Below are 14011 nucleotides of genomic sequence, written 5' to 3'. Positions count from 1 at the left end.
AAGCTTATGTTACTATTTTTCTTTTCATCCTTAGGGATGCAGGCGCAATATTATAATAAAGAAGTAGCTGCATCAGTAAGAATAGAAAGAAATAGCGAGTTTTTAAAGTTTTTTGCATTAGCAGAAAATAAAACACCTGTCGAGTTACCTCTTGAATATGAATTTTTGATTTTCAAAACACAAGATGATGGTACTATACAAAAGGATAGTGATAAGCAACGGTTTGTTTTAAAGCCGTATGAGAAAAAAGTATTACAAACATTGGTTCTGGGAAATGCGGTTACAAATAAAACAGTACTCGCATTACTCATTTTTGATAAGGACGGTAAACCTTTAGGTAAAGATCGAATAGTTCTAGAAAATGGGAGTCTTTCAGAAATTGATATCCAGCAACCTAAGAAGGATCTTTTTCGATCAAGCGATCAAGCAAAACCGCAAGATGGCTTTTTTATAGAGGGGTTAGTAATTCAGAAGACAATTACAAAAGCGGGAAGAGACTTTTTTAAGTATTTCTACTCGCTATACTTTAATAAATCTATTAAGTCACCTAAAGATATTATTATCGAAGAAGTGCCTGGTAGATCAAGAACAACATTAATAACAGTTAAGGTTGATAATCAAATAGTATGGAAATTTTTCTCTCAACCTCAGCGTAAATTTTTAGAAGAGCAGGCACAGTTTACAATTAGTAGAGTAGGTAAAATATTGCAAATTTTAGAACAACAAAAGGATCAACAAATACAATATTGATATGAGAATATTACTTTTTTTATTTATTGCTGTAGGAGTTTCTGCTTTCGCGAAAGCACAACAATTTTCTTATAAACCTATAAGCCCTTTTTTTGGAGGGGATACCTTTAATTATCAGCAAATTATAACTTCTGTAACATTACAAAATAGCCTTTCAGAATCTGTTGATGAGCAAGAGAACTTATCGGAGCTGCAGCAGTTTGGCAGAGAGCTTAATAGGAATTTATTAAATGCTATAGAGAGCCAGCTAAGTCAGGCACAACTAAACGCTTTAAATATTACTGAAGAAGGAACTTTTACTTTTGGATCGCTTAATGTAGAGGTGTTCGAAACCTTTGAGGGATTAGTTATAAATATTTTGGATACCAATAATGGTGAAGAAACGCAAATAGTAGTACCTAACTAGAACTAACTGAATGTTTATGAGAATTTTACAAAAGTTGACACTTGTAATCAGCTTCTTTTTATTGTCTTCATGTGGAGCTTATTTTAATCAGAAATTTGACCAGCAGCCTGCTAGAACGGGGGAGTTTGGGAAAACCACAAAAAAGTTATTAGATCTTCCAGAAGCATCATTGCCTGTTGAAGTTGCAGTTTATAATTTCAGTGATCAAACTGGGCAGTTTAAAGCTATTGAAACTGGAAGTACTTTTAGCACGGCCGTTACCCAAGGTGGAACAACAATTTTGATAAAAGCTCTAGAAGATTCTGGGTGGTTTAGACCTATTGAAAGAGAGAATTTAAGCAACTTATCTACAGAACGTAATATTATACGTAATACAAAACAAGAATATATTAAAAACTTAAACCCCAATGAACCACCTTTGCCGCCATTATTATATGCAGGGTTACTATTAGAGGGGGGAATCGTATCTTATGATACGAATATCGTTACAGGAGGTCTTGGTGTTAGATATTTTGGGTTAGGCGGATCTGCTAAATACAGGCAGGATAGAATAACTGTTTATCTCAGAGCTGTATCAACAAGTAATGGTGAGATTTTAAAAACAATATATGTCTCAAAAACTATCTTATCACAAGCTCTTGACGCAAGCTTTTTTAGATTTGTTAAGTTTCAGCGGTTGTTGGAGGCAGAAACGGGAATCACTCAAAATGAACCTGTTCAGATTGCGGTAAAAGATGCAATAGAGCGGGCAGTACACGATTTAATAATGGAAGGGCTCATTGATCAATATTGGAGTGCAAAAGATGGTCGTGAAGTGAATGAAGAGCTTATTTCAAATTATTTGAAGGAAAAGGAGCTAGAAGAAAGTTCAGGTCTTTACGATAGAATGTTTGTAAATGATGAGTATGATACTCATGTTACACTTCAAGGTGGTGTAAACTTAATAGATGGCGATTTAACTCCAAACAAACCTGGTTTCATGTCAAAACTTACTATAGAGCACGATGTTACGGATAACTTTAGTGTCGGTCTTTCTGGGAGTGCTTTTGAATTAAATAATGGTGACGCATACTCAAATATTATGGGGAGTGTAGATTTAAATGCAAGAATGTTTTTATTACCGAAAGATGATTTTGGTCCATATATATATGGAGGTCCTGGTTTGGTAGTTGATTTAGTAGACTCGGCCCAAGATGGATTAGGTCTTGGTAAAACTTTTCCCAAATTACAATACGGAGCAGGTTTACAATATAAGTTTTCACCTAGATTGAGCTTCACTGCTTTTGCTGAACATAATGTATTACTTAACGATGATATTGATTTTATTGATCAAGGAAAGCGCAATGATTTCTACTATAATTTTGGTTTTGGTTTAAGGTATGGGCTAAACTTTAAAAGCCATAAGAAGAAAGATAATAAGTTAATAGTAATTGAAAATTGAAGAATTTAAAAATGTCAACAATGAATAAGTACTTTTTAATTATAGTCACATTTGCAATTTTATTATTCTTAGGTTGTTCTGAAGATACTATAGAGGCAGATGTATTCGGATCAATATCAGGAGTTGTTACAGCAGAAGACACAAACGAGCCACTAAATAATGTAAAGATCTCTACTAGTCCTGCTAGTAATACCGTTTTCACAAATGAAGAAGGGAAATTTAGTATTTCTAATGTACTTGTAAATTCATATTCAGTGGAAGCCGAATTAGATAACTATAATACCGAGTTTGAGGGAGTGGAAGTTCTTGAAGGATTGACTTCTGAAGTAGCTATAGAATTAGTGCTTTCAAACACAGGAAATGGAGCTCCAAGTACACCTGTTCTTCTCAACCCTGTTGATGGATCTGTAAATCAATTACTTGAAATTGAGTTTGCATGGAATTCAATAGATCCCGAGGACGATGAACTTAGTTATACAATTCAATTAAGAAATGGTTCTACAAATGAGATGGAAGAATTTCAAATAGTAGGAGATACTACGTATACTGTAAATAATTTAAGTCTTGAGACCAATTATTTTTGGCAAGTCTCTGCAAAAGATGAACTTAATGAATCAGTAAGTTCAGAAATAAGTTCTTTCACTACATTTTCTGCGCAAAATAATCCTTTCTTATTCATAAAAAGGATAGACGGAAATAGTGTTGTATTTTCTGGAGCAAATTCTGATGAGGTTAATGAAACCACTGATGCAAATGTTCTACAGCTTACAGATGAATCTAAAAATAGTTTTCGACCTAAGCGAAATAACAACGTCGGTAAAATTGCATTTCTAAGAACTATAGGAGGAGAAAATCAAATTTTTACAATGAGTCTTGCTGGAGCAAATGAACAACAAATCACTTCCACGGTTCCTGTTGCTGGATTTAGACAGGAAAGTATACAATTTACTTGGGCTGAAAATGGACAAAAATTTTATTATCCAAACTTTGATAAACTATACGCCATTAATAATGATGGTAGTGGGTTATCTCAAATATATCAAACGAATGATGGGTCATTAATATCTGATGTAGCTGTTTCGTCATTCAATCCCGATACTATTATTTTAAAAACCAATGATGTTGACGGTTACAATGTTAGAGTATTTGCTATTTCTCAGAGCTCAGGTCAACTATTATACACAGTTTTAGAAAATCAACTCGGTGCAGTTTCGGGAATAGATGTAACTGCAAATATGGATAAAGTCCTCTATGCGCGTGATGTTTCAGGCTCAGAAAATGGAGATTATAGAATTTTCACAAGTCGAATTTTTGAATATAATGTAAATACTCAAGAGACCTCAGTGGTAGAGACAGAGGTAATAGCAGGGGAGAATGATCTTTTTCCTAGTTACTCTCCTGACGAAGGGAGAATTATATTGACAAGAGTTTTAAATAACCAAGGAGCAATACCTTCAATATATCTCGCCTTTCTGAATGATTCTGATGATAATGATGAACTATTTACAAACGCTCTTATGCCAGATTGGGAATAATAACGGAAATCAATGGTAAGTTGTTTATTAATATATAAACTCACAGGAATTTTATACGAAAGAGCGCATTTATATAAATGCGCTCTTTTTTATTTATTTAATATTTGTTCTATCTATTTCGCCCGCATTGCTTTCTTAAAAATGCTTCTTGTAGTTTTATTTAATGCATAATCAAGTGGCTTCTTACCTTTATGGTTCATTTGATTTGGATTTGCATCATTGGTTATCAAGAGTTCTATTATAGGTAGCGCATATTCCTTTTGACTAGCTAGAATATGTAATGCCGTATCACCAGATGAATCTTGAATGTTTATGCGAGCGCCAAGTTCAATGAGCATTTGCATAATTAATTTACTCTCTTCAGTTAATGATCTACTTAGGGTATGTATTGGGTAATTACCATTATCAAAAGCAGTATTTAAATCTATTTCTTGCTGTTTCACAAGTAGTAATACTCCTTCAGTAAACTGATAATCTATGGCTATTCTTAAATGCTCTTGACTGCATGTAGCTCCATTTTTAATAAGCTCTTTTAGAGAACCTATCATTTTATAACGGATAGCATCTTCAATAGCTAGGGAAGGATTTGCTCCATTATATAGTAGCCTTTTTGCAACTGATAAATTTCCTTTACGTGCTGCGCTGCGAATAAACTCATTACTATTTAAACTAGATACATAATCCATTAGTAATAAAATAAGAGGTTCATTTTTAGTTTCCATTGCATTAGCTAATGACTCATCAGCTTTAGCTCCGCTTTTTAATAAGGAATTTACAATTTCAATATTTTCTGTTTTTGTTGCGTCAAGTAATGCTTGGTTGAGGTTAATGTCTCCTTGATTCACAAGTAACTCAACAAGACCTAGGTTTTCATTTGTAATTGCTGATTCGATGAGTCGTGGGTCTGTAGTGTCTGCCCCCATAGAGATTAAGTACTGACTTATAGTTTGGTTCTCTATAGTTATGGCTTTATTAATTCCGCTACTAGGGTTGCTATTATTAGAAACCAATAGTTTTACCATGTCAACATTTTCACCAGCTACAGCAAGGGGTAACAGATTATCAACATTCATCCCTTCTTTCTTTGTAGCAATCACAGATGCTGCAAAAGGTAAGTTGTCTTCTTTAATAGCTGCTTTCATAGCTACATGTGGGTTTCCATTATACAGGTTTAATACATCATTAAATAATTGAGCATCATCTTTCTGAGCAGCATAAAATAGTGCGCTGTCTGGAGCTGCCTTATTTTGAAGCGCGACATTGATAGCTTTGATATTCTCTTTGATGATGGCATACTCTAATGACTCAGAAGCGTTTCCCCCATTTTTAAGTGAGATATCTAGAATTTCATAATTATTATTGTCTGTTGCTATATTAGGGATTTTATTACTGCTTATACGTGCATTCTTATTAATAAAGTAATTGAATAACGCTGTGTTATCAAGCATTGATGTGACTTCGAGAGTATTTTCATTTGCTTCAGTTACAGGTATGATTATATTTTTAAGATCTTCATTATCATTTCTCAGAGCGCTATCTAAAAGAGATGCATCTGCGGTTGCACCAAGTATTGTAAATTTTTCAGCGAGGTCAGCATCATTGTTTTCTACGGCTAGAGATAGTTCTTTTTTACCTGCTTCAAATGCATCAAACTCAACACTCATTAAAGCCTTGACAGATGGATAATGATAGGTGTCTAGCGCAAATGATAAATCATTGTTTACAGGAGTAGCTCCTTCTCTCAGTAACGCATAAATAATAGGTTCACTTTGAAAAGCAACCGCCTTATAAATCATATTATTTTTAAAAGGAGCACCTCTTTCTAAAAGGATTAATACTTTTTGTTCATCAAAATATTCTTTAAGGAATAGTAAGTCGAGATCTTCACTGGTTGGTATTACTCCTTTGTCTAGTACAAAATTTAAAATTTGAGAAGATTGTTTTGAAGTAATAATAGCAGCGATTAAACCCGGGATTCTTCTAGTTGCATTTTGTGCCAATAAAGTTTTCATGCGAGCTAGATCGCCTATGTTTGCAGCTCTTACAATTTCTGTTTGTAATGCAGTATTGTAATGTTGTGCGCTATTTTCTAATAATTTTTTTTCCTTTTCTAGGGACAATACGTAAGCCACTTCATAAATATCGCCGTCTATAGTCGTTATCTCCACATCTTTATGAATATCCCTTACGAGTGCTTCTTTATAAAAAGTTTTTGCTTCTTCCGGACCAGAAACTCGTAAGCGCTTGCGTTCTCTGCTTTTGACTAGTTTTTTTGTATCATCCCATACACTTACATATCCTTTTTCTAAGTCCTCAGGTTTTGCTGTAATGATGACTTGCTTATTGAGTTTTATTTCTTCGTCAGTGATTAAGGTTTCTAGCCGTACACCGCCACGATCTATGAGTGGTGCGGTACGTAGCATAGCTTCGTCTTTTGAAAATCCTCCAAAAAATAAATCACCCGTATAGGCATCCACATCACTTGAGGTAGCGCCAGCACTTTTTTTAACTAGTTTGTCGATAGCTTGTTTGAAACGTAAGGAATATTTAGTGAAATAAGCAGAAGGCTGCGGGGCATGTAATTGATTTTTACAAGTGCTTACAGCTATTTCAATAACACTATCTAGTAATTGTATTTTCCTTTCTGTTTCCTGTATGTTTTCTGTAGTTAGGCTTCTAAATGCCTTAGTCCAGGGTTGTAGTGAGACATCTATGGGGGCAGTATTGTTTTCTAAAGTAGCTTGCCAGTCTGTAAACCATGGTGCGTTTATATCACCTCCCTTTGTAAATGAGCTGCTAGATCCAGCGGTAATGTATGGATCTGTATCCTCTTGATTTTGATGTGATGCACTAATATCTTCAATTACCTTTTTCTTAAATAAGTCACGATCATACGGAGAGTATATAAAGTCGTCACTTTTTATTAAGTTTCTCTTTAAGAAAAGACCTCCATAAATGACTTCATGAGCATAATGTGTGCCGTAACGATATATAAATCCTTCTGGGGTGATATCGCGTCCTAGTCTTTTAAAATCTTCAACCATTGCACTATCTAGTACGTTAGAAGAAACAGCTACAAGTATATCTTTTGATAATGGTATTTGTTTTTTAGTATAGACTAATAGGGTTTTATTTGACTCATCGTTATTAAAGCCTTTGTAATGTGCTTCACTATGTAACGCATGATAGGGTTTTGAAAGCGTATCGGCATTTAAAATTTGTTTTTCAAACTCGTAGGGAGATGTTATAAAATGAAAACTCTCAATTGGACTAGTATTAATAGGAGTGCTATGCACGGATCCATGGATAAGTTGTTTTCCTTTTGAAGATCCTAGCCAGTCTAAGGCATCAACATAACGTATGTCAAAACCCTGCCCAATGAGATTAGGATTTAGTTGTTGCTGGCAGAATAAAGGGTTATTTAAAATTAATAGGAATAGGGGGAGCATAAAGTATTCCTTTCGGAAAAAGCGTGTAGTCTCCAAAGGCAAAGGTGTTAGTTAAATAAAATGGTCAATAAGTATCTAAAATACTTATAAAAAAGCTAAGAAAAAATTCAATTAGATTAAGGTGTAAATAACTGGATTAAAGAGGGTTTGAAGTAAAATGTTTGTAAGAAACGACTGATTTTTAATGATTTTTATCACGCTTTCGCGAAAGCGTAATTATAAAATATAAAATAGAAATAAATATTTTAGAAACTTGGTCAAACTGTTTGTAAATCAATTTTAAAGCCCATTATATAATCCCTATTTTTGCGATGTAAAATTTATAGATGAGCCAAGAAATTTCTAAACGATACGCACAACGCGGAGTCTCTGCAGGTAAGGAAGATGTGCACAATGCCATTAAAAATGTAGACAAGGGATTGTTTCCTAAAGCATTTTGTAAGATTGTACCAGACGCACTTACGGGAGACGAGGATTATTGTCTTGTAATGCATGCAGATGGGGCAGGAACAAAATCTGCTCTTGCATACATGTACTGGAAAGAAACTGGTGATATCTCTGTATGGAAAGGCATCGCTCAAGATGCTCTTATCATGAATATAGATGATCTATTATGTGTGGGTGCAACAGACCATATCATGCTATCATCAACAATAGGGCGTAATAAGAATGTAATTCCAGGTGAAGTTATTTCGGCCATTATTAATGGATCTGAAGAACTTTTGGCGGAGTTAAAATCTTACGGTGTTACCATTCACTCTACAGGTGGAGAAACAGCAGATGTAGGTGATCTTGTGCGCACAATCATAGTAGACTCTACTGTTACGGCACGTATGAAGCGCAGCGATGTTATTGATAATGCAAACATACGTCCTGGAGATGTTATTGTAGGTCTTTCATCGAGCGGTCAAGCGACTTACGAAAAAGAATATAATGGAGGTATGGGAAGTAACGGACTAACTTCTGCACGTCACGATGTGTTTGATAAGTACCTTGCACAAAAATATCCAGAGAGTTTTGACGCAGCAGTACCAGAAGATCTAGTGTATAGCGGTTCAAAAAAGCTTACAGATGCAGTAACGGGTAGTCCTCTAGACGCTGGCAAGCTTGTGCTTTCTCCTACGAGAACCTATGCGCCTATAATTAAAGATATTTTGTCCAAATATAACTCAGACAGTATACATGGTATGGTGCACTGTAGTGGTGGTGCTCAAACAAAGATTTTACATTTTGTAGAGGACTTACATATTATCAAGGATAATCTATTTGAAACTCCGCCACTTTTTAAACTTATACAAGAAGAGAGTGGTACAGACTGGAAGGAGATGTACCAAGTGTTTAATATGGGACATCGTATGGAGATCTACTGCCCACAAGAGGTAGCTCAAGAGCTTATAAAGATCTCAACATCTTATAATGTTGATGCACAAATAGTAGGTAGTGTAGAAGCTTCTCAAAGTGGAAAGAGACTTACTATAAAAAGTGAGAAAGGAACTTTTTCTTATTAATATACTTTATAAAGCACCTTTTAAAAGAGGGGATGTTATTATTAAACAAAAGGTCTGTATTCTTTACAGATCTTTTTTTATGCACGTGAAATGAGTATTAAGTTTTGTTTCACATACGGTAATAATTTGCTTTTAGGAAAGTTAGCTTTTTCTTTTAAGTTTTTTTTATGATTCAAGAAATCCAATGGCTATCGTTTTTTCGTATATTTTCTATCCCAAGTCAAATGATTATTTAACTACCCCTAATTAGTCAAATAGCTATCCATATGGAGAAAATTACATCAGCGATAAAATGTAGAAGATTACCATTAATCATTGGATTTGTAATTTTGATTAATATAATCGCCGTTATCACCTCAGATATGCAAATTATGAGGATGGTGCGTTTACTCACGATAGGGATTTATATTTCATATTATCTTTTTCAAGCTTCACAAAAGAGTCTTATAGTAATTCTAATTCTATTTGGATTACTTTCAAGAGATATAGCGGTTTTGTATTATGAGACTAGTTTAGGACATAAATTATATCTTATATTGGGTGTCGTCGCTTACGCAACTATCTGTCTAGAGCGAGGAGATATACTTAAGGTAATTAGTAGGGATAGAAGCGCTTTAATTTTTACTTTTATATTTATTGTTTTAAATACGTTTGCTCTCAATGAGATAACCAAATTAGTTAGTCTTGGCTTTCAAGGACCATTTGAACCATATCTCTTTTATGTGTACGGCGTATTTATGATTATTTTTGGAGCAACGGCTATTATTTATAATCAAGTATATAATAGCAATAGATCACTAGCTTATATTTTATTTATGATAAGCTTCCTCACTAGTGATGTCACTTCATTATTTGCTTATTATTTTGGTTATGAGATGCTTTTTTATGTAGATTGTGTCGCTTATGCTATAGGTTTAGGTCTATTTTCTTATACCGTTATTGAAACCAGTAGTCAGCTAGAAGAAGCGGAGCAGTATGATATGCTGTCTTAATGCTTTTTTTTAAATAATAAAAAGGTTAATAATTATCTAAATGATAGATATAAGTACCTTAATATTAGGTAATTATGAATTGATATTACTTGTTAAATTCACTTTTTTGTATCATTTACGACTTTATTTTACATATTTTTAGAAAAGTGAAAAGATTTAAGTTTTCCCCCAACCAACAACGAACTAATGCAATTTTCATTACGTGAAACAGGTAAAAGTTTACCATTAATAACGATAGGATTAATAGTCTTGAACATCCTTTCAATTTATTTAGGTTATAAGATTTACATTCTAAGGTATATTCCGCTTTTTACCGTGCTGTTTTTTCTAGTTTTTTATATAATTAAGACACCCAAAACTAGAGCCATTGTTGTATCAATTTTTGTAATGCTAGCATTACGGGAGCTTTCAGTTTTTTATTATTATAAAAGCTTTGGGCAAATATCATATATCCTCCTTGGTTGCTTGACGTACAGTCTTATTATCGTTAAGCGATTAGATATGTTCACTACATTTTTAAAAGATAGAGCAGCAATTATATGTACTCTCATTTTTATAATTCTCAACATACTTATTCTTAATGAATTGATAGGCTTAGTTAAGGATAGCTACCAAGGAACTTTCCAGTCTGGTCTCATCTTTCTTTTTGGAGTTATAATAAGTTTACTTGGCGCAATAGCAGTGTTGTATAACCAAGTAGTAAATAGTGATAGATCTTTGGCCTTTGTATTTTTTGTATTTTGTTTTATCTTCTCAGACGTGTCGTCTCTTCTTGGTTACTATCTCGATATTTATTTCTTCTATTATATTGATTTTATTTGCGCTACTTTAGGGTTAGCTTTTTTTGTCTATACGGTATTAAATACTAGGAATAATGAGGAAGAAAATAATGAACTCACCGAATTCTATTAACAGCTAATTGGTTTTTTTGCTTTCGCGAAAGCGTATATAGACCTCCATTTACCTTTCATTCCTTGTTTAAATTATCGTAAATTCGCTACTTATTATAGAAAGTAGATGTTAGAAAAATTACAGATCGTAAAGCAACGTTTTGATGAGATAAGTGATCTCATCATACAACCAGATATTATAACAGATCAAAAGCGCTATGTCCAGCTCAATAAGGAATATAGCGATCTCAAGGCGCTCATGGAAGTGCGCGAGGTATACATAGAACTTAGTGAAAATCTTAAAGAGGCCGAAGAAATCATAGCTGACGGTAGTGATGCAGAAATGGTTGAAATGGCCAAAATGCAATACGAAGAGGCAAAAACTGGTATTCCTGAACTAGAGGAAAAAATCAGAATGATGCTTATTCCTAAAGATCCAGAAGATGCAAAGAATGTCGTTGTAGAAATACGCGCTGGAACTGGTGGTGATGAAGCAAGTATTTTTGCTGGAGACTTGTACAGAATGTATACTAAGTATGTAGATTCTGTGCCAGGATGGAAACACAGTACGGTAGATTATTCTGAAGGTACTTCTGGAGGTTTTAAAGAAATCCAATTTGAAATTACAGGCCAAGATGTATACGGTACTATGAAGTTTGAAGCTGGAGTGCACCGTGTACAGCGAGTACCGCAAACAGAAACTCAAGGTCGTGTGCATACTAGTGCTGCAACAGTAATGGTACTTCCAGAAGCAGAGGAGTTTGATGTTCAAATAGAGCCTAAAGATGTGCGTGTAGATTTTTTCTGTTCTTCTGGACCAGGTGGACAGTCTGTAAACACAACATACTCTGCAGTACGATTAACACACATCCCTACAGGACTTGTAGCACAGTGTCAAGATCAAAAATCTCAACATAAAAACAAGGAGAAGGCTTTTAAAGTACTACGCTCGCGTTTATATGATATGGAACTTGCCAAAAAACAAGAAGAAGATGCCGCAAAACGTAACTCTCAAGTAAGTAGTGGTGACCGTAGTGCAAAAATTCGTACATATAATTACCCTCAAGGACGTGTAACGGATCACCGTATTGGATTAACATTATATGATTTACAAAATATCGTAAATGGTGATATTCAAAAAATTCTTGAAGAGTTAAGACTTGTTGAGAATACAGAGAAACTCAAATTTACCGAAGGCGAACTATAATATAATAAAGCTGATTATTATCTAGATCTGAAATAAACGACAATGAAAACAGCTGATTTAATTACCCAAATTAAAAAGAAGCAATCTTTTTTAATAGTTGGTCTAGATACAGATCTTGATAAGATTCCTGCGAATTTATTGAAGGAGGAAGATCCCATTTTTGCTTTTAACAAAGCGATTATAGATGCTACTCACGATTTATGTGTGGGCTATAAACCTAATACTGCTTTTTATGAAGCTTATGGTATCAAAGGATGGCAAGCACTAGAGAAAACCATTAACTATATCAACGAAAAGTATCCAGAGCAATTCACTATTGCAGATGCAAAACGCGGAGATATAGGGAATACATCTACTCGATATGCTAAGGCATTTTTTGAGGATTTAAACTTTGACTCTGTAACGGTTGCTCCATACATGGGTAAAGACTCTGTAGAGCCATTTCTTGAGTTTAAAGATAAGCACACCATATTACTAGCACTTACTTCAAATAAAGGAGCCTTTGATTTTCAAACCAAGGAAATTGACGGTAAAGAAGTGTATAAACACGTACTTGAAACATCTAAGTCATATACAAATAGTGAGCAACTTATGTATGTAGTAGGTGCTACAAAAGCTGAGTATCTTACAGATATACGAGCAATCATTCCTGAGGCATTCTTACTTGTGCCGGGAGTAGGAGCACAGGGAGGTAGTTTACGTGAAGTTTGTAAATACGGAATGACTAAGGATATAGGACTTCTTGTTAATTCTTCTCGAGGTATTATTTATAATTCTCAAGGAGAAGACTTTGCCATCGCCGCGCGCAATGTTGCACAGCAGATGCAAGAAGAAATGAGAGAGCTTATTTTAGAATATATCTAATATGAACGTTATAGATCAAATAGGCACTCGTCTTGAGTTTGATCATACACCACTGCGCATTGTTTCTTTAGTACCTAGTCAGACAGAACTTCTCGTTCACCTAGGGTTAGAAGAGCATATCATGGGTGTGACAAAATTTTGTGTTCATCCTTCTCATCTGCGTGGTGATAAAGAAGTTGTAGGAGGTACAAAGCAAGTAGATATTGCAAAAATAACCGCGCTACAGCCAGATATTATTCTCTGCAATAAAGAAGAAAACACAAAAGAGATTGTAGAAAGTTTGCGAGCTATTGCTCCGGTACACACATCAGATATTATAAGCGTACAAGAGTCTCTAGATCTCATACTACAATACGGATTAATTTTCAAAAAAGAGACACAAGCTCAGCAGCTAGTTACTGCTATTACAGAAGAGCGTAATCAATTTTTAAAGGAACTAAAGACATCAAGTCAAGGTAGTGTAGGTTACTTTATCTGGAAAGAACCAATGATGGTTGCTGGTGCAGATACTTTTATAAATACACTATTAGAAGAGGCTGGCTTTAAAAATACTTTTACATCTTTAGAAGGTAGATACCCAGAGGTCCAAGCAGAACAGTTAGCAAATCTTGATTACATCTTCTTATCATCAGAGCCTTTTCCATTTAAGGAAGAACACATCGCATTATTCAAAAAAAATACCACTGCTAGAGTGGTATTAGTAGACGGTGAGTATTTCTCTTGGTATGGCAGTAGGCTTTTAGCAGCATACTCATACTTTAGAAATTTACGAGCTCAACTAGAATTGCAAGAACTTTAATTTTGAATCTAGTTGCAGTGCTTCAAAGGTAAGCACATCACTTTGCTCATGATCTGTGTACTTTAAATTGTATGCCTCTTCTACAAGTTTTTTATGCTTGCGCTCCATGTAAGTCTTGATGCGCTGGTGTTTATATTGAGAATTCATATTACAATTAGGTTGATTTGGGG

General features: G+C 34.4%; 12 protein-coding genes. 10 read left to right on the top strand and 2 right to left on the bottom strand.

The annotated features are described in order from the left end of the window. Positions 1-6: 6 nt before the first annotated feature. Genes KRODI_RS00710 through KRODI_RS00695 form a run of 4 tightly spaced genes read left to right on the top strand, consistent with a single transcriptional unit; the run spans position 7 to position 4132 of the window. Positions 7-750, top strand: a complete 744-nt coding sequence (locus tag KRODI_RS00710) for a CsgE family curli-type amyloid fiber assembly protein (protein WP_083811785.1) — start codon at positions 7-9, stop codon at positions 748-750. 1 nt (position 751) lies between these two features. Beyond that, a complete protein-coding gene (locus tag KRODI_RS00705) occupies positions 752-1156 on the top strand; it encodes a curli assembly protein CsgF (RefSeq protein WP_013749641.1) in 405 nt (134 codons plus the stop codon). A gap of 16 nt (positions 1157-1172) precedes the next feature. After that, positions 1173-2597 carry a CsgG/HfaB family protein gene (locus tag KRODI_RS00700; RefSeq protein ID WP_013749640.1) on the top strand — a complete coding sequence of 475 codons (1425 nt, stop codon included), beginning with the start codon at positions 1173-1175 and terminating at the stop codon, positions 2595-2597. Between the two features lie 20 nt (positions 2598-2617). Continuing rightward, positions 2618-4132, top strand: a complete 1515-nt coding sequence (locus tag KRODI_RS00695; protein ID WP_013749639.1) for a carboxypeptidase regulatory-like domain-containing protein — start codon at positions 2618-2620, stop codon at positions 4130-4132. Between the two features lie 113 nt (positions 4133-4245). Here the strand turns inward: KRODI_RS00695 and KRODI_RS00690 are convergent, their stop codons facing one another. Beyond that, a complete protein-coding gene (locus KRODI_RS00690; protein WP_013749638.1) occupies positions 4246-7581 on the bottom strand; it encodes an ankyrin repeat domain-containing protein in 3336 nt (1111 codons plus the stop codon). A 326-nt stretch (positions 7582-7907) separates the two neighbouring features. Here KRODI_RS00690 and KRODI_RS00685 point away from each other — a divergent pair, with 326 nt between their 5' ends. The 6 genes from KRODI_RS00685 (at position 7908) to KRODI_RS00660 (ending at position 13841) form a co-directional block, all read left to right on the top strand. Beyond that, positions 7908-9089: an AIR synthase related protein gene (locus tag KRODI_RS00685; protein ID WP_013749637.1), complete on the top strand. Its 1182-nt coding sequence runs from the start codon at positions 7908-7910 to the stop codon at positions 9087-9089. Between the two features lie 266 nt (positions 9090-9355). Further along, the gene (locus KRODI_RS00680; RefSeq protein ID WP_013749636.1) at positions 9356-10081 is read left to right on the top strand and encodes a hypothetical protein; all 726 of its coding nucleotides are present in this window, start codon (positions 9356-9358) and stop codon (positions 10079-10081) included. Positions 10082-10582: 501 nt separating this feature from the next. Next, the gene (locus KRODI_RS15510) at positions 10583-10993 is read left to right on the top strand and encodes a hypothetical protein (RefSeq protein WP_144783472.1); all 411 of its coding nucleotides are present in this window, start codon (positions 10583-10585) and stop codon (positions 10991-10993) included. A 105-nt stretch (positions 10994-11098) separates the two neighbouring features. Next, the gene (gene prfA / locus KRODI_RS00670; RefSeq protein WP_013749634.1) at positions 11099-12178 is read left to right on the top strand and encodes a peptide chain release factor 1; all 1080 of its coding nucleotides are present in this window, start codon (positions 11099-11101) and stop codon (positions 12176-12178) included. A gap of 42 nt (positions 12179-12220) precedes the next feature. After that, a complete protein-coding gene (gene pyrF, locus KRODI_RS00665) occupies positions 12221-13042 on the top strand; it encodes an orotidine-5'-phosphate decarboxylase (protein ID WP_013749633.1) in 822 nt (273 codons plus the stop codon). 1 nt (position 13043) lies between these two features. Then, complete coding sequence (locus KRODI_RS00660; RefSeq protein WP_013749632.1) at positions 13044-13841, top strand: ABC transporter substrate-binding protein; 798 nt, start codon at positions 13044-13046, stop codon at positions 13839-13841. On the opposite strand, the gene KRODI_RS15505 is transcribed toward KRODI_RS00660, so the two are convergent. Next, a complete protein-coding gene (locus KRODI_RS15505) occupies positions 13821-13988 on the bottom strand; it encodes a Lacal_2735 family protein (RefSeq protein WP_013749631.1) in 168 nt (55 codons plus the stop codon). The genes KRODI_RS00660 and KRODI_RS15505 overlap by 21 nt on opposite strands. Between the last annotated feature and the right edge of the window lie 23 nt (positions 13989-14011).

The organism is Dokdonia sp. 4H-3-7-5, assembly GCF_000212355.1.
Lineage (GTDB): Bacteria > Bacteroidota > Bacteroidia > Flavobacteriales > Flavobacteriaceae > Dokdonia.
This window is presented reverse-complemented; position numbering and strand designations above follow the sequence as displayed.

What these genes read in the sequence shown, in the direction of transcription:
- KRODI_RS00700 (WP_013749640.1), top strand. Translation starts at nt 1,173, where the DNA reads ATGAGAATTTTACAAAAGTTGACACTTGTAATCAGCTTCTTTTTATTG.
- KRODI_RS15505 (WP_013749631.1), bottom strand. Translation starts at nt 13,988, where the DNA reads ATGAATTCTCAATATAAACACCAGCGCATCAAGACTTACATGGAGCGC.
- KRODI_RS00690 (WP_013749638.1), bottom strand. Translation starts at nt 7,581, where the DNA reads ATGCTCCCCCTATTCCTATTAATTTTAAATAACCCTTTATTCTGCCAG.
- KRODI_RS15510 (WP_144783472.1), top strand. Translation starts at nt 10,583, where the DNA reads ATGTTCACTACATTTTTAAAAGATAGAGCAGCAATTATATGTACTCTC.
- prfA (WP_013749634.1), top strand. Translation starts at nt 11,099, where the DNA reads ATGTTAGAAAAATTACAGATCGTAAAGCAACGTTTTGATGAGATAAGT.
- KRODI_RS00710 (WP_083811785.1), top strand. Translation starts at nt 7, where the DNA reads ATGTTACTATTTTTCTTTTCATCCTTAGGGATGCAGGCGCAATATTAT.
- pyrF (WP_013749633.1), top strand. Translation starts at nt 12,221, where the DNA reads ATGAAAACAGCTGATTTAATTACCCAAATTAAAAAGAAGCAATCTTTT.
- KRODI_RS00685 (WP_013749637.1), top strand. Translation starts at nt 7,908, where the DNA reads ATGAGCCAAGAAATTTCTAAACGATACGCACAACGCGGAGTCTCTGCA.
- KRODI_RS00680 (WP_013749636.1), top strand. Translation starts at nt 9,356, where the DNA reads ATGGAGAAAATTACATCAGCGATAAAATGTAGAAGATTACCATTAATC.
- KRODI_RS00660 (WP_013749632.1), top strand. Translation starts at nt 13,044, where the DNA reads ATGAACGTTATAGATCAAATAGGCACTCGTCTTGAGTTTGATCATACA.
- KRODI_RS00705 (WP_013749641.1), top strand. Translation starts at nt 752, where the DNA reads ATGAGAATATTACTTTTTTTATTTATTGCTGTAGGAGTTTCTGCTTTC.
- KRODI_RS00695 (WP_013749639.1), top strand. Translation starts at nt 2,618, where the DNA reads ATGAATAAGTACTTTTTAATTATAGTCACATTTGCAATTTTATTATTC.